The sequence below is a fragment of the Pseudalkalibacillus sp. R45 genome (genome assembly GCF_052246725.1).
GTDB lineage: Bacteria > Bacillota > Bacilli > Bacillales > Fictibacillaceae > Pseudalkalibacillus.
Map to the genome: position 1 here is coordinate 1 of NZ_JBQQCL010000001.1, position 19904 is coordinate 19904.

At 41.8% G+C, this 19904-nt stretch carries 19 protein-coding genes; 5 read left to right on the top strand and 14 right to left on the bottom strand.

The annotated features are described in order from the left end of the window. Positions 1 to 363 precede the first annotated feature (363 nt). From ACTWQL_RS00005 to ACTWQL_RS00040, 8 genes are all read right to left on the bottom strand, one after another. Positions 364 to 759 carry an FxsA family protein gene (locus ACTWQL_RS00005; RefSeq protein WP_443140408.1) on the bottom strand — a complete coding sequence of 132 codons (396 nt, stop codon included), beginning with the start codon at positions 757 to 759 and terminating at the stop codon, positions 364 to 366. A gap of 51 nt (positions 760 to 810) precedes the next feature. Then, positions 811 to 2565, bottom strand: coding sequence for a pyruvate kinase (gene pyk / locus ACTWQL_RS00010; RefSeq protein WP_443140409.1), 1755 nt, complete (start codon positions 2563 to 2565; stop codon positions 811 to 813). Between the two features lie 157 nt (positions 2566 to 2722). Further along, on the bottom strand, positions 2723 to 3682 hold the full coding sequence (gene pfkA / locus ACTWQL_RS00015; RefSeq protein ID WP_443141426.1) for a 6-phosphofructokinase: 960 nt from the start codon (positions 3680 to 3682) through the stop codon (positions 2723 to 2725). A 123-nt stretch (positions 3683 to 3805) separates the two neighbouring features. Further along, a complete protein-coding gene (accA, locus tag ACTWQL_RS00020; protein WP_443140410.1) occupies positions 3806 to 4783 on the bottom strand; it encodes an acetyl-CoA carboxylase carboxyl transferase subunit alpha in 978 nt (325 codons plus the stop codon). Further along, positions 4783 to 5637 (bottom strand): acetyl-CoA carboxylase, carboxyltransferase subunit beta, encoded by an 855-nt coding sequence (gene accD / locus ACTWQL_RS00025; RefSeq protein ID WP_443140411.1) that lies wholly within the window; start codon positions 5635 to 5637, stop codon positions 4783 to 4785. Before accD ends, accA begins: the two co-directional genes overlap by 1 nt. Before the next feature lie 214 nt (positions 5638 to 5851). Continuing rightward, positions 5852 to 6484, bottom strand: a complete 633-nt coding sequence (locus tag ACTWQL_RS00030; protein ID WP_443140412.1) for a FadR/GntR family transcriptional regulator — start codon at positions 6482 to 6484, stop codon at positions 5852 to 5854. 30 nt (positions 6485 to 6514) lie between these two features. Next, a complete protein-coding gene (locus ACTWQL_RS00035) occupies positions 6515 to 7753 on the bottom strand; it encodes an NAD(P)-dependent malic enzyme (RefSeq protein ID WP_443140413.1) in 1239 nt (412 codons plus the stop codon). 379 nt (positions 7754 to 8132) lie between these two features. Further along, complete coding sequence (locus ACTWQL_RS00040; protein WP_443140414.1) at positions 8133 to 11504, bottom strand: DNA polymerase III subunit alpha; 3372 nt, start codon at positions 11502 to 11504, stop codon at positions 8133 to 8135. A gap of 142 nt (positions 11505 to 11646) precedes the next feature. On the opposite strand from ACTWQL_RS00040, the gene ACTWQL_RS00045 reads away from it, so the two are divergent. From ACTWQL_RS00045 to ACTWQL_RS00055, 3 genes are all read left to right on the top strand, one after another. After that, positions 11647 to 11973, top strand: a complete 327-nt coding sequence (locus ACTWQL_RS00045) for a YtrH family sporulation protein (RefSeq protein WP_260412276.1) — start codon at positions 11647 to 11649, stop codon at positions 11971 to 11973. A 3-nt stretch (positions 11974 to 11976) separates the two neighbouring features. After that, positions 11977 to 12480, top strand: coding sequence for a sporulation membrane protein YtrI (gene ytrI, locus ACTWQL_RS00050; protein WP_443140415.1), 504 nt, complete (start codon positions 11977 to 11979; stop codon positions 12478 to 12480). Between the two features lie 105 nt (positions 12481 to 12585). Beyond that, positions 12586 to 12777 carry a hypothetical protein gene (locus ACTWQL_RS00055; protein ID WP_221566382.1) on the top strand — a complete coding sequence of 64 codons (192 nt, stop codon included), beginning with the start codon at positions 12586 to 12588 and terminating at the stop codon, positions 12775 to 12777. Positions 12778 to 13367: 590 nt separating this feature from the next. On the opposite strand, the gene ACTWQL_RS00060 is transcribed toward ACTWQL_RS00055, so the two are convergent. Continuing rightward, positions 13368 to 14318 (bottom strand): DHH family phosphoesterase, encoded by a 951-nt coding sequence (locus ACTWQL_RS00060; protein ID WP_443140416.1) that lies wholly within the window; start codon positions 14316 to 14318, stop codon positions 13368 to 13370. A gap of 117 nt (positions 14319 to 14435) precedes the next feature. Between ACTWQL_RS00060 and ACTWQL_RS00065 the strand changes: the two genes are divergently transcribed. Beyond that, complete coding sequence (locus ACTWQL_RS00065; protein ID WP_443140417.1) at positions 14436 to 14735, top strand: YtpI family protein; 300 nt, start codon at positions 14436 to 14438, stop codon at positions 14733 to 14735. Between the two features lie 96 nt (positions 14736 to 14831). Here the strand turns inward: ACTWQL_RS00065 and ACTWQL_RS00070 are convergent, their stop codons facing one another. From ACTWQL_RS00070 to ACTWQL_RS00090, 5 genes are all read right to left on the bottom strand, one after another. Next, entirely contained in the window at positions 14832 to 16148 is a 1317-nt protein-coding gene (locus ACTWQL_RS00070; RefSeq protein WP_443140418.1) for a DRTGG domain-containing protein, read from the bottom strand. A 78-nt stretch (positions 16149 to 16226) separates the two neighbouring features. Further along, the gene (locus ACTWQL_RS00075) at positions 16227 to 16472 is read right to left on the bottom strand and encodes a hypothetical protein (RefSeq protein ID WP_443140419.1); all 246 of its coding nucleotides are present in this window, start codon (positions 16470 to 16472) and stop codon (positions 16227 to 16229) included. 82 nt (positions 16473 to 16554) lie between these two features. After that, a complete protein-coding gene (locus tag ACTWQL_RS00080; RefSeq protein WP_443140420.1) occupies positions 16555 to 17235 on the bottom strand; it encodes a metal-dependent hydrolase in 681 nt (226 codons plus the stop codon). A gap of 524 nt (positions 17236 to 17759) precedes the next feature. Next, entirely contained in the window at positions 17760 to 18884 is a 1125-nt protein-coding gene (gene ald, locus ACTWQL_RS00085; RefSeq protein WP_443140421.1) for an alanine dehydrogenase, read from the bottom strand. 286 nt (positions 18885 to 19170) lie between these two features. Then, on the bottom strand, positions 19171 to 19335 hold the full coding sequence (locus ACTWQL_RS00090; RefSeq protein ID WP_443140422.1) for a hypothetical protein: 165 nt from the start codon (positions 19333 to 19335) through the stop codon (positions 19171 to 19173). 151 nt (positions 19336 to 19486) lie between these two features. Here ACTWQL_RS00090 and ACTWQL_RS00095 point away from each other — a divergent pair, with 151 nt between their 5' ends. Next, positions 19487 to 19801: a hypothetical protein gene (locus tag ACTWQL_RS00095; RefSeq protein ID WP_443140423.1), complete on the top strand. Its 315-nt coding sequence runs from the start codon at positions 19487 to 19489 to the stop codon at positions 19799 to 19801. Positions 19802 to 19904 lie beyond the last annotated feature (103 nt).

The following is a 19904-nucleotide window of genomic DNA, read 5'->3' on the forward strand; positions in this document are numbered from 1 at the left end:
TCAGCGTGCCTACTACCTGAATAATCTCCTCGCAAGGCATGCGACGAGGAAGCTCGCTTCGACAGGACTTTCTTGTAGACGTAGGAGCACAAATGCTTCCTTGAAAAGGAGACTCCTGAGGTCGCAAGGCGACGAGTGGGCTCACCGCACGCCCCGCGGAAAGCGAGCATCCTGGAGCGGAAATCAACCACTTTTAAAGAAAACTTGGCGAGACCAAGCCTTTTGTAGGTCGAGCCTTAGTTGCCCTTATACTGAAGAAAGTATTTTATACTTTCTTTAAGTGCAAGAGCATCAAAGTTTGCGAAAACAGCGTAATTTAAAAAACTGGACTGACTTCACATTTAGTCAGCCCAGTTTTTTTAGTTATCGCCGGATAGTGAAGGTAAATTGACCTGAGTCAATTTTCTTTTGAATGAATCGTCTCATCCCGATTTTAACGAACGTTCGGGTATAAGGGATCAACAATAAAAATCCTACAGTATCCGTAATGAAACCCGGGGTCAACAACAAGGAGCCCCCTACCAGGATACAGATGCCATCTAAAATGACGTCATTCGGTATTTGCGCATTCTGCAATTGGATTTGTGCCAATCTCAGCGTTTGCATGCCTTCTTTTTTGGCCAGCCATGCACCAATGATACCTGTCGCGATAATGAGTAGGATCGTAATCGGTACCCCAATTGTATTTCCAGACCAGATCAAAATACCTATTTCCATTGCAGGTACGATGATGAGCAATAATATGAGAATTCGAAACATAGGCTCGCCCCTTCAGAACGGTGTTACTTCCATTATATCGGAAATTACGACTTATAGCACACTTGTCTTACCGCTGTAGACTACACCGCGTGAGCCATCCACTGTTATATCCTGGCCATCCTTTAGCATTTTAGTTGCGTTCTCGACTCCTACGATGACAGGAACTCCAAGACTTAATCCAACTACAGCCGCATGGCTTGTCAATCCACCTTCTTCGGTTATGATTGCAGCAGCTTTTTTCAATGCCGGCATCATTTCACGATCCGTACCGATTGTGACAAGGATATCCCCATCATTGATTTTTGCAGATGCATCTTCTGCATTGTTTGCGACTACAACCTTCCCTGCAACAGAACTTTGTCCGATCCCTTGCCCTTTTGCAATGACATCTCCAACTACATGGACCTTCATCAAATTGGTTGTCCCTGTTTCTCCAACAGGAACACCTGCTGTGATAAGGACAAGGTCCCCGTGATTGACAATGCCGGATTTGAGTGAAGCGTTGACTGCAATTTCCAATAGTTCGTCTGTCGATCTCGCTTCCTCGCTAAGCTGAGGTGTAATTCCCCATACGAGGGACATTCTTCGGCATACCACTTCTGAGCTCGTCACCGCAATGATCGCAGCTTCAGGACGGTATTTTGAAATCATACGTGCAGTATGGCCACTTTCAGTCGGAGCAATGATCGCAGAGATATTCAGATTGTAGGCTGTGTGAGAAACAGATTGACTGATCGCATCCGTAATAGTCAACTTGCTTGATTTGCTTCTAGAATGAAGAATATCTGCATGATTCATCGCAGTTTCTGCTTTCATTGCAATCTTATGCATCGTTTGAACAGATTCAATCGGATAAAGGCCTGCAGCTGTTTCACCTGATAGCATGATCGCATCTGTTCCATCAAAGATCGCATTCGCGACGTCACTCGCTTCAGCACGTGTAGGACGCGGATTTCGCTGCATGGAGTCAAGCATTTGAGTTGCTGTAATAACAGGCTTCCCTTTATCGTTGCACTTACGAATCAGCTCTTTTTGGACGAGAGGGACTTCCTCTGCAGGGATTTCAACACCTAGATCTCCACGAGCTACCATCAAACCATCAGAAACTTCAAGAATTTCGTTGATATTATCGACGCCTTCTTGGTTTTCGATTTTTGGGATGATCTGGATATGCTCGGCATTATGACGTTCAAGGATTTCACGGATTTCTAATACGTCCGATGCCCGTCGTACGAAAGATGCCGCGATGAAATCGACTCCTTGACGGATTCCAAACTCGATATCACGTGCATCCTTATCTGTGATACCAGGTAGATTGACGGAAACGTTCGGGACATTGACACCTTTTTTGTTTTTCAATGTACCGCTGTTCAATACACGCGTTTGGAGCTGGTTGTTTTCTACTTTTGTGACTTCAAGTTCAATAAGACCATCATCAAGCAGAATCGTTGAACCAACCTTGACATCATCCACTAAGCCTGGATAAGTGACTGAAATCTTCGTATCATCTCCAGAAACCTCTTCCATGGATACGATAAGGTCTTGTCCAGCTTTCAAATCAACTTCTCCATTTTCCAATGTGCCCGTTCGAATTTCCGGTCCTTTTGTATCAAGTAGAATTGCTACTGTTTTACCAGTCTTTTCAGCTGCCTGACGGATATTTTTGATACGAGCACCGTGTTCGTCAAAATCCCCATGTGAAAAATTCAGTCGTGCTACGTTCATCCCTGCATTGATCAGTGATGTCAATGTTTCTATCGTTTCACTTGCTGGTCCTATGGTACAAACAATCTTGGTATTTCTCATCATGTTCCTCCTTGAAATTAACTCTTCTATAAGGTTCTAAGGAAAACTTGGCACAGCCAAGCTTTAGCGCAGGCCGAGCCTTAGTTGCCCTTATATTGAAGAAAGTATTTATACTTTCTTTAAATGTAAGAAAGGGCAAATCTTTTTCCGGAAACCTTTATATCGAAAGCTCTTGAGAGAGCTGGTACATCTCGTTATCGATTTTGTGGGATTGAGACAGAACATCATTTATGTCATGTGCAACGATTTTATTCTTTTGAATCCCAACTGCTTTTCCAGCTTCCCCGTCAATTAGCATCTGGACCGCTTTAGCTCCAAGCCTGCTGGCTAACACACGATCGAAGGCAGTTGGAGAACCTCCCCGTTGGATATGACCTAAAACGGTGACTCTAGTCTCATAGTTCGTAGCTTCCTTGATTTGATTGGCAATATCGACACCACTGCCTACACCCTCTGCAACGACAATGATGCTATGCTTTTTCCCACGGTCATGTCCTCGGCGTAACCTGTCAGTGATCTCTTCCATTTTAAAGTCTTCCTCAGGAATCAAAATTGATTCAGCTCCACCAGCAAGTCCTGACCAAAGAGCGATATCTCCAGCGTTACGTCCCATTACCTCGATGACATAAGTCCTCTCATGGGACGTAGCGGTATCACGAATTTTATCAATCGCATCAATAGCAGTGTTCAACGCAGTATCAAAACCGATCGTATAATCCGTCCCTGGGATATCATTATCGATCGTTCCTGGTAATGTAATTGTCGGGAAACCATGCTCCGTCAATTTTTGGGCACCACGATAGGAGCCGTCACCACCGATAACGACAAGACCATCAATCCCGAATTTCTCAAGTTGTTTGACACCTTTCATTTGCCCTTCGTGCGTCTTGAATTCTTCACATCTTGCGGAATAAAGCATCGTTCCGCCTCTATGAATGATATCACCAACAGAGCCAAGCTCCATCTTTTCGATATTGCCTTCGATCAATCCGGCATAACCATGATAAATCCCATACACTTCTATTTTTTGATATATTGCTTCCCGTACAACAGCTCGTACAGCTGCATTCATACCTGGGCTGTCTCCTCCGCTTGTCAATACTCCAATCCGCTTCATATCTTTCACCTCGACCAATAGTTGTGTTTGTTGTGTTCTTAAAATATCATGTTCCAAAATGGAAGACAATAGACAAGCATCCAACAGAAAAAGTGCTTCCCCGTTACAGGAAAAGCACTTTCTTTATTTTACGCTGATGGAATCGCTTTCAAAGGTATATTGTCCGATTTTTTTGTATTTTTCATAACGATGAGCGACTAGTTCCTCACTGGTCATGTTGGATAATTCATCGAGTGACGCTTTAAGTACTTCTTCTATGTGTGAAGCCTGTGTGTCTAGATCTCGATGAGCTCCTCCTTCAACCTCAGGAATCATTTCATCGATGATACCCATGTCAAGCAGGTCAGGTGCCGTGATTTTCATCGCGTCAGCAGCCCTTTTGGCTTGGGTGGAATCTTTCCACAATAAAGCTGCTGCTCCTTCAGGTGAAATCACAGAGTACCATGAGTTTTCGAGCATGTGCACATGATTTCCTACCCCAATCGCAAGCGCTCCACCGCTAGCACCTTCACCAATAACGATGCAAACGACAGGCACCTTCAATCCTGCCATTTCCACAAGGTTGCGGGCAATCGCTTCACTTTGTCCTCGTTCCTCTGCTGACATACCTGGGTATGCACCTTTTGTATCAAGAAGACAAACAATCGGACGGTTAAATTTCTCTGCCTGTTTCATCAAACGTAATGCTTTTCGATATCCCTCCGGATGAGGCATTCCAAAATTCCTGCGAAGGTTCTCTTTCGTATCCTTTCCACGCTGATGACCAATTACAGTCACAGGATTACCATGGAATTTCGCAATCCCTCCTACAATTGCTTCATCATCACCGTATAACCGATCACCATGAAGCTCAAGAAAATCCGTGAAGAGAGTGGTGATGTAATCTAATGTTGTCGGTCTTTCCGGATGACGTGCCAACTGGACGCGATCCCAAGGGGTCATGTTACCATATATTTCCTTCTCCACTTTCTCCAGCCGTTCTTCCAATCGTTGAAGTTCATCACTGAGATCAATGCCTTTTTCATCCATGAACCTCTTCAGTTCAGCTATTTTACTCCGCAATTCCTTTGCTGGACGTTCAAACTCTAATTCTCCTACCATCACTCTTCACCTCCTTCGTGAATATCTAATACATTTGCAAGTGTCGCTTTCATTTTTGTTCGATGTATTACGGCATCCAACTGACCGTGTTTCATTAGAAATTCAGCTGTTTGGAAATCCTCCGGCAGCTCTTGCCTGATTGTCTGCTCAATGATCCTACGGCCGGCGAATCCTATCAATGCTTGGGGTTCAGCGAAATTATAATCCCCTACAGATGCAAAACTTGCAGAAACGCCCCCTGTAGTAGGGTGAGTCATAACAGAAATAAATAATAACCCTTCTTCATGATGACGTTTCAATGCAACACTTGTTTTTGCCATTTGCATTAGGCTTAGGACACCTTCTTGCATTCTAGCTCCACCAGATGCGGTAAAAATAATGAAAGGCTTTTGCTCATCAGTAGCTACTTCAATTGCCCTTGTAATTTTTTCACCTACAACTGAACCCATGCTTCCCATCCTGAAGTGTGCGTCCATCACCGCGAAAACGATGGAATGACCATCTATGTCCCCTTTTCCGGTCACAACCGCTTCATTGATTCCTGTTTTCTTCTGGTCTTTTTCAATCGTTTCCAAATAGTTCGGAAAGTTCAACGGGTTTTCTGTTTGCATTTCTTGATTGATTTCTTTAAACGTACCTTGATCAATGATCAGGTTGATGCGTTCTTTTGCAGTCATCCGGAAATGATGATCACATGATACACACACTTTATGAGCTTTATTAAGTTCCTTTGTCGTCATAATGGATTTACAAACCGGACATTTGGTCATCAATCCTTCAGGAACATCTTGCTTTACTCGATCAGATGGGATCGTTGCATATTTTCTTTTTTTGGCAAACAAGTCTTTTAACAAGTTGTTGCACCTCCATAAAACGCTATATAAAGAAAACTTGACAAAGCCAAGCCTTTGGCGATGGCTGAGCCTTAGTAGCACTTATATTGAAGAAAGTATTTGCATACTTTCTTTAAATGTAAAAAATCACAAGCACCATTACAGCCGTTCTAGCGTGAAGTAATATCAAAACGCGCTGGGTGGCTATGGTACAAGAACTAAGTATTCTTATTTATCACTGCTGAAATCTTTGAATGGAAGCTAACTGCGTTTCTTCCACCCCGGCCTGGATCAACGAAGTAATGTACCGGTAGTCGGTTAAACAATAGGTGTGATCCCGAGTAGAACCTGTATCATCGTATTCATTTAATTCTACCCATAGCCGGTACAGCAAAAAATTTTGCGCTGCATCAAAAATAATTTTGAAGAAGTCCCAATCCATGGGAGAAGGGACTTCTTTTGTATCGTATTTCTCCATACGTTCAAGCTGAGCCTGTAATTTCAAAACTTGTTCATTCGTCCTTCGCTCAGCAGCAAGTACGATTGCATTTTTCTCGATGAGGTTTCTTGTTTCTGCGAGTTCCTTCCTTGCTGTCTTATCATTCAAGATAAAGGAAGCAAGCACCTCGACAAGGCGATGCTTCCTTGGTTCTTTAATAAATGTCCCTTCACCTCTACGTGTTTCAATCAACCCTAATAATTCCATCGCCCTCAATGCTTCACGGACAGAGGATCTCCCAACGTTGAGCCTTTCTGACAATTCTCTTTCTGAAGGCAGCTTGTCCCCTGGTTGAAGCCGGTCATCAAACATGATCGTTTTCAGCTTATTTAAAATCTCTACGAACATCTTTTCACGAGGTTTGGTCATTAATAAGGCACCTACTTTACAGAGGCTGGTTTATTTTTCATCGATCAGAGCTAAACGGCGGGTCTTTGCTGCAATTTCCTCAGGATCGACCTCGATTCGGGCAACACCTGTTTCCATTGCGGCTTTTGCCACTGAAGCCGCCACCGCAGGGGCAACTCTCGGATCGAAAGGTGCCGGAATGACATAATCATCTGCTAACTCAGTCGGTTGAATAAGATCAGCAATGGCATAAACGGCTGCGATCTTCATTTCTTCGTTGATATGTGTAGCACGGGTATCAAGGGCTCCACGGAAAATCCCAGGGAAAGCAAGAACGTTATTTACCTGGTTGGCAAAGTCAGAGCGGCCTGTTCCAATCACTTTTGCACCGGCTTCCTTCGCTTCACCCGGCATGATTTCAGGGACCGGGTTCGCCATAGCAAAGATGATCGGATCATCGTTCATGGTTTTCACCATGTCAGGCGTCAATGCACCTTCAACAGATACACCGATAAAGACGTCCATTCCTTTGACCGCTTCTTCTAACGATCCTTCTACTTGCTGTCGGTTCGTAAAGTGAGCAACCTCTGCTTTGACCCGGTTCATCCCATAAGGACGTCCTTCATAAATCGCACCTTTAGAGTCGCACATGATGATGTCTTTGACACCGAATCTATTCAGAAGCTTGATGATGGCGATTCCAGCAGAACCAGCACCATTTACTACGACTTTGATTGAAGACATCGACTTTCCAGTCAATTTAAGGGCATTCACCAACCCAGCCAGCGTTACGATTGCGGTACCGTGTTGATCATCATGGAAAATCGGAATGTTCGTTTCTTTTTTCAAACGTTCTTCAATTATGAAACAGTTTGGCGCAGCGATATCTTCCAGATTGACCCCACCGAAAGTCGGTTCAAGCAATTTGACTGTCTGTACAATCTGATCGACATCATTCGTATTAAGACAAATCGGGAAAGCGTCTACCCCAGCGAAGCTTTTGAATAGAACAGCCTTACCTTCCATGACAGGGAGTGCTGCTTCGGGACCGATATTGCCGAGTCCCAATACTGCTGTTCCATCAGAAACCACAGCAACAGTATTCCCTTTCATCGTATATTCATAGACTCTGTTTTTATCTTCATAAATATCCTTGCAAGGTTCTGCGACACCAGGAGAATAAGCAAGACTCAAATCAGTCGCATTTCTCACTGGTACTTTTGCTTTGGATTCTAGTTTACCTTGGTTGATTCTGTGCATATGCAGTGCTTCTTCTCGAGAAACAGACATAAGTTCATCTCCCTTATTCTTTAGCTTTGTTAAATAATACTGGTGATTTCTGACTAAGTTTGATTGAAGCGAAATTTGTAACTCCCGATATTAACAATTAAGTATAACAAAGCCTTATTTTTAAATAATAGCTACGTCTATTGAAGCATAAAATGCGCCTTAAAGAAAACTTGGTAAAGCCAAGCCTTGGTGCAGGCTGAGCCTTAGTTTCTCTTATACTGAAGAAAGTATTTTATTCTTTCTTTAAGTGAAAAATAAACAGAACAAAGTTGTTTTTACACTGCTAAACATTTGTATAATCATATAAACCGAAGTGGTCAGACCACCTATTGACCTATTCATTATAACAAACCTGGTCAAGCTGTAAAGAATTAACGGGTTATTTTAAAACAACATTTTTCGTTCCAAGCAACGCTTCAAACTTTACAACACATTCCCGAATAGGGTCAACACTGAACTCCTTGGATAATTTTACAGTTTTTCTGTCCTGTCCGTAATACAAAATAACATCGGTGTTTCCCGGATATTGGAGTACGATTTTTTTAATATCATGGAGTACCCCTTGTTCTTGTTGGGATGGTTCAACCTTAAGGAATAGACTCTGAGTTTTCTTATCATTTGATTTCGAGAGTGTTTGAAGATCAGCTGCTTTGTCAATGATGATCTTCAACCCATCAGACGGTTCTACTTTCCCTTCGACTAGAAGAAGTCTTCCCTCTTGATATAAATCAGCATTTTGCTGATAAGCTTTCGGGAAAACGATCCCTTCGATTTCTCCTGTTTCGTCACTCAACTGGACAAACGCCATCCAATCTCCTTTTTTGGTTTTGATCAATTTTGCTTTTGTGATCAAGACACCTAATCGAATCTGCTGCTCCTTGTTATCAATGTCGCCAATTTTACTGCGTTTGTAAACGTCGAGGACCTGATTAAACTCTTCTAAAGGATGTCCAGTCAAATAAAAGCCTAGCACTTCAAACTCGAACTGCAGGGTTTCCTTATCTTGAAACGGTGGAACGTCTTCCATCACAGGTTTATCAGAACTTTGATCATTTTCGAATAGATCGATTTGACCTTCATCCTTCGCCTTTTGGATTTTTGCACCATAATCGATGGCAGCATCCAGGTTTGCCAGTAGCTGAGCCCGATTGGTTGAAAACCCATCGAAACACCCCGCAAGGATCAGTGATTCCAACGATCGTTTATTCATTGTTTTCAGAGATACCCTTTTACACAAGTCGAAAATATCTAGGTAAGGTCCTTTATGCCGTTCATTCAATATCGCTTCGATTGCTCTGATACCCACATTTTTAATAACAAGGAAACCCATCCGTAAGCCATTGTCCTCGACCTTGAAGCCTGCATCACTTGCATTGATTGAAGGCGGATATACCTGGATCCCTTTTTGGCGTGCCTCACTTAGATAAGCTGCTGTTTTCCCATGATTTCCAACAGAACTACTCAACAGTTCAGCAAGGAAGTGCAACGGATAATTCGCTTTCAAATAAGCCAATTGATAAGCGATAACACTGTACGCCACAGCATGGGAACGGTTGAACCCATAATTAGCAAACCTGACGATCAAATCGTAAATGTCATTTGCGGTATCTGCGTCATACCCTTTACGAATCGCCCCAGTTACGAAATGCTTCCTCTGTTCATGGAGCACTTCTGCTTTTTTCTTACTTACTGCCCTTCTTAACAAATCAGCTTCACCTAGAGAAAATCCTGCCATAGTCGAAGCAATCTGCATGATTTGTTCCTGATAAACAATGACTCCGTAAGTTTTGCCTAAAATCTGCTCCAGATCAGGATGCGGGTAGTTTACCTTAGTCTTTTTATGCTTACGCTCGATGTAGGCAGGGATGTTTTCCATCGGACCTGGTCTATATAAAGCATTGACTGCGACGATGTCCTCAAATTCTGTTGGCTTCAGCTTTCGTAAAACCTTCCTCATTCCGTCAGATTCCAACTGGAAAATTCCTGTTGTATCACCTTTGCTTAATAGCTGATATGTCCTGTCGTCATCAAACGGAAGGTCATGGAGTAACACTTCCTCTCCAATACTTCTCTTAATCGAGGTTCTGATATTTTCTAACAAAGTCAAATTACGAAGACCTAGAAAGTCCATTTTAAGGAGTCCGATTTCTTCCAAACCATCCATCGTATATTGTGTTAGATCGAGGAATTCGCTTCCTGTCTGTGTGGGCACCACCTCATTGAGAGGATCTCTGCTGATGATGATTCCTGCTGCATGTGTTGATGAGTGTCTCGGAAGTCCTTCAATCGTCTTTGAGATATTCCATAAAGTCCGAGCTTCTTCAGATTGATCAAGCGTCTTTTTAAGCAATGGAGACTCGTTGACCGCTTTTTCCAATGTAATTCCCGGTCTTGAAGGGATTTGTTTAGCAACCTTATCGACGAGGCGATTATCGAGATTCAATACACGCCCGACATCCCTTACAGCTGCTTTTGCAGCCAAGGTACCGAACGTAATGATCTGCGCCACGCGCTCTTTCCCATATTTATTCGAAACATATTCGATGACTTCGTCTCTACGTGTATCAGGAAAGTCAATGTCAATATCAGGCATTGTCACTCGTTCGGGATTCAAAAAACGCTCAAAAAGGAGTTCCTGGTCGATCGGGTCGACTTGGGTAATATATAACACGTAAGACACAAGTGAGCCCGCTGCCGAACCCCGTCCAGGTCCTGTCATAATTCCATTTTCCCTGGCAAACTTCATGAAATCCCATACGATCAAGAAATAATCATTGAAACCCATTTCCTCAATAATGTTCAATTCGTAATCCAGGCGGTTGTTCACTTCAGAAGATAGATTGGTACCATACCGTTCTCTGACACCATCTTCACAAAGTTTTCTCAAATAGGAACTGCTTGTCTCATCTGAAGGCAATGGATAATGCGGTAGGATCGGATTCCCAAATTCCAGGGTAACATTACATTTGGAAGCAATCTCTTCTGTGTTTTGAATCGCTTCCTGGATATGAGCAAAATGTGCTTCCATCTCCGAGCTGGATTTGAAATAGTGCTCATTCGTCGGATATCGTTCATGCTCTCCATCGGTCAATTTCGTACCAAGCTTTATGGCGCGCAATGCCTCAAACGCATTCGCATCGACCTGGTTTATGTAATGAATATTATTCGTTGCAACAATCGGAGTATCAGTTCGCTTTGAAAGTTGATTGACATTCAGATTGAGCTCTTTTTCCCTTCCAATTCCGTGATCTTCTATCCCTAAATAAAAATCATCAGCGAAGGACTTCTTCATTTTGTTGCACATCTGTTCAGCGATCTGCATGTCAGTCTGGAGAAAGCGCTGGATAATCCCGTTCACCCCGGTTGATATAGCAAGAAGCCCATCCCTGAACCTATGGATATCAGACAGTCCAAGTGCTGACTGCTCTTTCCCCTTATATGTCTGGAGCATGGAACTTATTTTGATCAATTGACGATAACCGATATCATCTTTTGCATATAACAGAAGCTTGGCTGGAGATGAATTCTCGTCGGCAGCATAATGAATATCGACTTCCAGGCCAAGAATCGGTTTTATTCCTTTTTCCTTACAAGATTTATAGAACGGGAGTATGCCATACATGACATTTCGATCAGTAAGTGCTAACGCAGGCATCGAATATTCTTTTGCACGGTCAGTCAACCTGTCGATCCTGCATGCACTTTCTAACAATGAGTATTCACTATGTACATGCAAATGAACAAATCCCATTTAAGTCACTCCCTTCTTCCTTTTCCTATTTTCATTATATACAAGACAGTAACAACATGAAATGAAGCATACTTATTTGTGGTTGTCCATACTTATAAATTGAGAGGGTATATCAGATTCACAAGTTAAAGGTGGGGTCTGCTTGGTTAGAGAGTTTGTTTCAACGACTATCATTTATTACTGTATAGCCTTTGGAATCATATTAGGTGGGTGCTTGGTCGGGGCGATCGGAATGATGTTGACAGGAAAACCACCGTTTCTTTCTATGACACAATTATCCAAAAGCTTGAAAATATGGGCGATCGTCGCTGCAATCGGCGGGACTTTCGATACAATTGATAATTTTGAAAGAGGGTTTGAAAGTGAAGCTTGGATAGAAGTCATCAAGCAAATCCTCTATATCGTCTCCGCTCTTCTTGGAGCAAATTCAGGCGGAGTGATTATTCAATGGATTACACAGGAGGATTAGAAGATGAGAATTCCTCCCCTCCATCGTCGTAAAGGTTACCAACGTTTTTTTGCCGGCATTGTGATCGGTTTTATCATTGGATGGTTCTTTTTTCTTTTGAGTTACGGGGGATTGCAGGATTTTTACATGACTGAGATCGATCGAAGGGATGAAGAGATTAGAGGCTTGAACGATGAATTTAAACATTTCAAGCAAGATTATGAAGAAAAAAATAAAGAAAATGAAAAAAAGCTTCGGATTCAAGAAATCAAAGTCAGTTTTTTAAACCGGGAACAAGCAGGATTGAAAGGACTACATTTAATCGAGCTTGAAAATGCGGTGAAAACAGAGCTCCATGACGTGTTGACAAAAGATATTGAATCAGTCGGTCAAAACGCTAATTTATTGATCCGGACGCTTGAAAACAAAAACTTTCTGATTGGAAAAGAAGAGTATAATGTAAAAGTCTATCAAATGCATCTTTATACAACATTACGTTTATATTTGAAAATCGAACAGGTAAAATAGGCTTGTTTTTTGACAATTGTGAGACATTTGAGTTTCATCATTAGCAAAGTACATGCACATCGTATACAATATAAATAGGAATAAACGTGTTTAGGGGGATTGTGTATGATCATCAATCGAAAAGAAATGGCGAAAGCGAAAGTCGAAAAGTTGAAAAACGGATATTCAGCATTTGCTGAAACGAAAGAAGTTGCAGAACTGATCAAAAAGCAAGCGACAGAGCTCAATATCGAATTTGTAGAGGACGTGACAGAAATTGGTTCCTGGTTCATCCCAGCCAAACAACAACAATCATAATGTAATGAAAACATAGCCCCACCTTTTTCAATAAAGGAACTGGGGCTATTATTTTTTGTGTGAGGGGTGATTACAATTAATGTGAGAAAGAAAATCTTATTAAAACTAATTTCGCTACCCTCCTGCGGGATAAGCGAGCCAAGTGAAACTAACAGCCAAGCTTCCGGTTAACGGACATCAGAGCCGTTATTTGGGACAAATTCGCTGTTTTTGAATTTTAACGGACACCACAGCCGTTATTTGTGAACAAAACAGCTGATTTTCTATAATATTTACCAAATAAGGTACCTGGTGTCCGTTAGGTTATTAAAACCCTACTGTTTTGGTCAAATAAGGTCTCCTGTGTCCGTTAAGGGATCGTATAACTTTCCAGAAGTAAGTGATTGCAGCAAGTGTTGTCCAGTTCACCCGACCAACCAATTGGAATCATATCAAACTTTCTGCTGTTCGATGTGTACGCCTACTCAGAACCGAGTATTTGAGTATAGTCTCCTCGTCAGTCATCAAGTAACCTTCGTGACTAATCGGGTTGCTTCCGCTTTTCGTTTGCCCGCGAAAAGGGAGTGAATTTCGGAAAAAGGGAATAAAGCCTATTTTGATTTAAATGCACGACAAGCTTCAACGAGATCCTGGATGATCTGTTCAGTTTCTTCGATTGTGTAGACGGTAGCTCCCGAAGCCATTGGATGCCCTCCGCCATTATATTTGGCTGCAATCGTGTTGACGATGGGGCCCTTTGAGCGAAGTCTAACACGAAATTGATCAGGTTCCTCCACAAAGAACACCCAGGTCATAAGCCCCTCAACATTTGAGAATGAATTAACAAGTAAAGATGATTCATTCGGGGTCGTATTGAATTTCTCCATCACTTCTCGCGTCAAGTACATGTAACCTACACCAGGATCGATATATTTAAAATTGGATAAGACATGACCATTTAATCGTGCTAAACTCAATTTCACTTTATACATCTCATCGTAGACTGCAGAGATATCGAATTCATAATTCCTTAATTCCCCGGCATATTTCATCGTTTTCTCAGTCGTATTCGGGAACAAGAAACGCCCCGTATCTCCTACGATTCCTGCATAAAGCAGTCCAGCACCTTCATCAGATATCTTGAACTGGTGTTTCTCCTTACCATATAAGTAAAACTCATAAATCATTTCACTTACACTGCTTGCATCTGTATCGACCCAGATCAGATCGCCATACCGATCTTCATTTGGGTGGTGATCGATTTTAATGATGAAATCTCCGGAAGAGTATCGTTGATCACTTATCCGCGCTTGATTCGCAGTGTCACAAATGATGACGAGTGCACCTTCATAAACGCTATCTGGAATAGTGTCCATTTCAATCATGAATTTCAGGGATTCTTCTTCTTCGCCTACGACAGATATCGATTTGTCTGGGAAGGTAGATTTTAGAACTTCAGATAATCCACCTTGTGAACCAAGAGCATCCGGATCTGGACGCACATGACGGTGGATGATGATTTTTTCATATTCTTTGATCTTCTGTATGATTTGTTCTTTCATTACGGACTCCTTTAACTGTAACCTAATGTTCACTTTAGATAACTACAAAGTATAGATTTTATATCCTTTTTTCTATACAATGGTACTCGAATGATTCAACTGTATTGGAGGATTATCATGCCTGTATTCATCATCATTATCGTTTTATCAATCAGCCTTTATATATTCTATAAAATCAAAGAGTTCCGCGTAAAGGCTCCTTATGAGAAGAAATGGACAAAATCGAAGGCAAACATCGCTCTTGGTGTTTTCATAGGAATATTCGGACTAAACCGTTTGTTCATCAATGAATCTACATATGATCTGGTCATCGGCGGTGTGTTTTTGGTTTTAGGTTTGATCAATGCATTCATGGGATATAAAGCATATAAGTACTTCCTTCCTCTTGCTGTAGAGGAAAGAGAACAATCCAATTAATCGATTATTTGGAGGCTGTCCAATAGGTGTTTTACACCTATTGGACAGCCTCATTTTATTCATATTTACTCTTTGATTATAAAATAGTGAGGTTCATTAAAGGTGGCGTTCGATAAGTTGTGCCATCATGAGAGCTTTTCCAACTACTTCCCCTTCATGGTAGATTTCGACGTCGACTTTCCCGTATCGTCTGCTTAGTTCAAGGATCTTTGGCCGGATCGTAATCTTACTATCGATTTGTACAGGCTTTAAGAAGTACAAAGTGATATTTTCTACAACAAGGTCACCCTTCTTCTTCTTTCGCAAAGCCCGGCTCCCAACCTCGGAAACCAATGTTGTCATCACGCCATAAGATAATGTCCCTAAATAATTCGTCATTTGTGGAGTGACTTCACAGGTAAAAAACACATCTTGTTCATTTTCATTATCACGGACATTACTTGTAATCAAGTCATCAAATGTTTCCCCGATCTGCGGTTGTTTTTGAATCATTTGCAACGCCTTCAACACATCCTGCCTGCTGATGATCCCTTGCAGCGTTTGTTGGGAATCCACAACCGGCAAAAGCTCGATGCCTTCCCAAATCATCATATGGGCTGCGTTTGCAACAGATGTCGTCGCACTGACAGTGATCGGATTTTTTGTCATCACCTTTTCAATCGGCAAATCGTTGTTCTTACCAATGATATCTTTGGAAGTCACGATACCCACGATCCGATTCTTCTTATCCACTACAGGATATCGGCTGTGGTTTGTTTCTTTATTTAACTCATACCATTTCGTAACCTTCTCATCATTGACCAGATAATTGGTCTGTTCAACCGGAATGGTAATGTCACTGACGAGGACGATCTCCTTTTTGATTAATTGGTCATAAATAGCACGATTGATCATCGTCGCTACCGTAAATGTGTCATAACTCGTTGAAATGACGGGAAGTTCTAATTCATCCGCCAGTTTCATAACCGTTTCATCAGTATCAAAGCCACCTGTAATCAGGACAGCCGCTCCCGCTTTCAAACCAAGCGCATGAGCTTTTGTACGGTTTCCAACGATCAGCAAGCTGTCAGGGTCTACATAACGCATCATCGCCTCAAGCTTCATCGCACCGATGACGAATTTGTTCAGCGTCTTATGCAGACCCTTTTTCCCGCCAAGAACTTGTCCATCGACAACATTGACGACTTCTGCATAGGTCAGCTTCTCGATATTTTCTTTTCGTTTTTTTTCAATACGGATCGTGCCGACACGCTCTATCGTGCTGACCGTCCCCTGGTTTTCTGCATCTTTTATTGCCCTGTAGGCAGTACCCTCACTAACAGAAAGAGCTTTTGCAATTTGTCTGACAGAAATTTTACTGCCGATTTCCAGTGTTTCAATATACTCTAATATTTGTTCATGTTTTGTTGACATCATTTCACCAATCTTTCTAAAAACCGATCTCTGCAAATTGCTAAGTCTTTCCTATTATACTAAGGGGATTCCTTTACATCAATGCTGCCTGATTCTCTTACGTTCTTTTATCGGGCGCCTTAGTGTTATCGTTTGTTTTGATTCCTGCGGATATTTTTGGAACAGCAATGCAGAAAAATTTCCGCCGATTACGAGCAAAGCAAAGAATAACCAAACCCCAGAAAACCATCCGCCTAATCCTGTCCCGATCTCAGGTAGATAAGGCACAGCAAAGTAAACAAGTGCAAGGGCACTCAACAACGATAAAATCAGCCTATTCTTCATTAATCGTTCTCCTTCCTTTACATGAGGGATGTCCTTATATTTAACCTATGCAGCCCCCTTTTAAGAAAGAAGAAGACGTGTATTAAAGTTCGATGGATTCTCCTGATTTAAGTACTTGTCCTTTTTTACCTTCCAACTCATTTACAAACGCTTCAGGATCTTGTTCAATCACAGGGAACGTATTGTAATGAACCGGTACGACATAATTCGCCTTCAACCAGCTTGCAGCAATGGAAGCATCTTCTGGTCCCATCGTGAAATTGTCCCCGATTGGCAAGAAAGCTAGATTGATGTAGTTCTGATCACCAATTAATTTCATATCTGAAAACAGTGCTGTATCACCGGCATGGTAAACTGTTTTATCTTCTGCAGTAAAGAGGATTCCTGCTGGCATTCCTGTATAAATGACCGTACCATCCTCTTCGGCATAGCTTGAACCATGAAAAGCTTGCGTTAACTTCACTTTTCCGAAATCAAATTGATAGGCCCCGCCGATATGCATCGGATGGGTTTCCACATCTTTTGTACCTAGATAATTCGCCAATTCAAATGGCGCTACGACCAAAGCATTGTTCCGCTTTGCAATATCTACTGTATCTCCTACATGATCGTTGTGACCATGAGTAAGTAAGATCACATCAGCTTTTACCTCATCCGCTGTGATATGACATTGATCATTGCCTGTAATGAAAGGATCAATCCAAATCGATTTTCCGTTTGTTTCAATAGCGACTACTGAATGTCCATAATACGTTACTTTCATTCAAGATCTCTCCTCTTTCATATTTTAGTATCTGTTTAATTCCTTCTCCTTCAGTCTTTCCGTTTCCTTCTAACAGAAACCAAAAGACAAGGATCCTATCAATTTTGTACCCGTTTCACCCTTCATTTTACACATCCGAATTCGAATTAAAAGGATTTGGCATTGTAAATGTTTGATTTCTTATAGAGGATGGTATTGAGCGAAATTCGCAACACTCCTGCGGGAAAATCGAGCCTGGCGAGACCCCGCTGTTTTAAAAGGATCTTCGACTATAATAATGAACTTCGACTAAATACCACCACACCTATGGTGAACGTCGAAGTCAGCAGAAGGAAAGCTTCTAAGAATTCTCATCGTAGACACGAAAATGACTTCATTTTTGTGTTGAGATCCTGTGCAAGTAAAGAGGCTCGCGGGGCGCCCACAGAAAGGAAGTGAATTTTGCAACCAAACAGATAACAAAATTAATGAAAGGTAAACTCAAAAAGACTGACACAACAGTGCCAGTCTCAGGTCATTTCGATCTATCTTTTATTTGTGAGCATTTCTCTTACATCGTTATATTCCAATCCGTGTGCTTGTGATACTGCCTCATAAGTAACATAACCGTCGAGTGTGTTAATTCCTTTAAGGAGCGCTTCATTATCACTGCATGCTTTCACATAGCCCTTATCTGCAATTTGTAATGCATATGGGACTGTGACGTTCGTCAATGCAATTGTAGAAGTACGCGGAACCGCACCTGGCATGTTTGCAACAGCATAATGGACAACTCCGTGTTTTTCATACGTTGGATTATCATGTGTTGTAATGCGATCTGTTGTTTCAAAAATACCGCCCTGGTCGATTGCCACATCTACAAGAACCGATCCCTTTCTCATTGACTGGATCATTTCTTCTGTAACCAGTTTAGGCGCTTTAGCACCAGGAATCAGCACAGCACCAATGACAAGATCTGAATCCACTACTGCCTCGGCGATGTTCAATGGGTTAGACATCAAGGTATTGATATCAGAGCCGAAAATATCATCCAACTGGCGAAGACGCTCTGGATTCAAGTCGATGACAGTTACACTAGCACCTAGACCTACAGCAATCTTTGCTGCATTCGTCCCTGCAACTCCTCCACCAATGACCGTTACCTTTCCTCTGCGCACTCCAGGGACTCCCCCAAGCAGGATCCCCATTCCCCCATGAGGTTTTTCCAGAAAAGAGGCACCGATTTGTGTAGCCATTCTTCCAGCTACCTCACTCATTGGTGTCAACAATGGGAGACTCCGGTTTGGAAGCTGTACCGTTTCATACGCAATACCAACCACTTTATTTTCAATCAGCGCTTTTGTCAATTCAGGTTCAGCAGCTAAATGTAAATATGTAAATAAAATAAGTCCTTCGCGGAAATATTGGTATTCTTCCTGTAATGGTTCTTTAACCTTCATCACCATTTCCATACTCCAAGCTTCTGTTGCAGTATCTACGATCACTGCTCCAGCTTCGAGGTACTGTTCATTTGTAAAACCTGATCCAAGTCCTGCATCTTTTTCAATGAAAACCTCATGCCCGGATGTTGTCAGATTGACTACTCCAGCAGGTGTCATTGCCACACGGTTTTCATTATTTTTAATTTCTCTTGGTACACCAATACGCATTTTTTGCGACCTCCTAAATCAACAAATCTTCAATAAAATAACGCTTGAATCCAGTTCAAGATGACTGCCATTTAAAGATAACACCAAATGCCAAAAAGAAAAAGGGGAAATATCGTTTGAATGACTGTAATAAGCGCATTTTTCACGCCTTTTCCATACGTTGCCATCATAACACAAATTAATAATTAACGTATGGTTTTCGAATGTTTTCATAAAGAGCTTAGAAACCATATGTTAGTGCCTGACGAAAAGAGTCAGACACCATATAGGTCAACCTTTATAAGATTCATCTCAATTGGTTTTCATCTTCTTTATGTTGTTTTTCAACGTTTTGGGGGCTTGTCTGGTCGATGACACCACTTTGATAGGATTGCATGATCTGTTGTTGAACTTCCATTTCGCCATCGGTTTCAAATTGGTACTGTCGGTTTTTACCCGGTCGTTTATCCATGTTGAGTCGCCTCCTTCTCATACGGACTTCGTGTATAGTATGTGAAAGGCACTCAGTTGTTATTTGAACCAATATGAGGGAAAGTCATTTGTTGAGGATAGCCGAATATCACCATATTATGTACAATGTGTGTATGCAGGGGGAATGACTAATGACTTATACATTTACTATAGATGAACGTTTAGGAATCAGATTACCATTGCTTGAGCACTCTTGGGAAAACTATTCTAAAGTAACGCAAGAATTGATCTTAGCTGAATGGGAGACGATCCGGGGTAAAATTCCTGATAGGATCAAGGAACTCGAAAATGAAATCAACGATAGACAAAGCCAACTTTACCGGGAAGAAGACTTTGAACGTTCTTGTGAGCTGAATTCTGAGATATCTGAATTGGCTTCTATCATCAATGATCTCTGGATTTGGTATCGGGCTGATAATCGTATCACGAAAAAAAGTCATTTTTAAACAGGCTTGCACTTGCTAATAGACATATTCCGCGGGCGACCCGAGAGCCTCCTCACAGGATCTCAACACAAAAATGAAATCATTTTCGTGTCCACGATGAGTC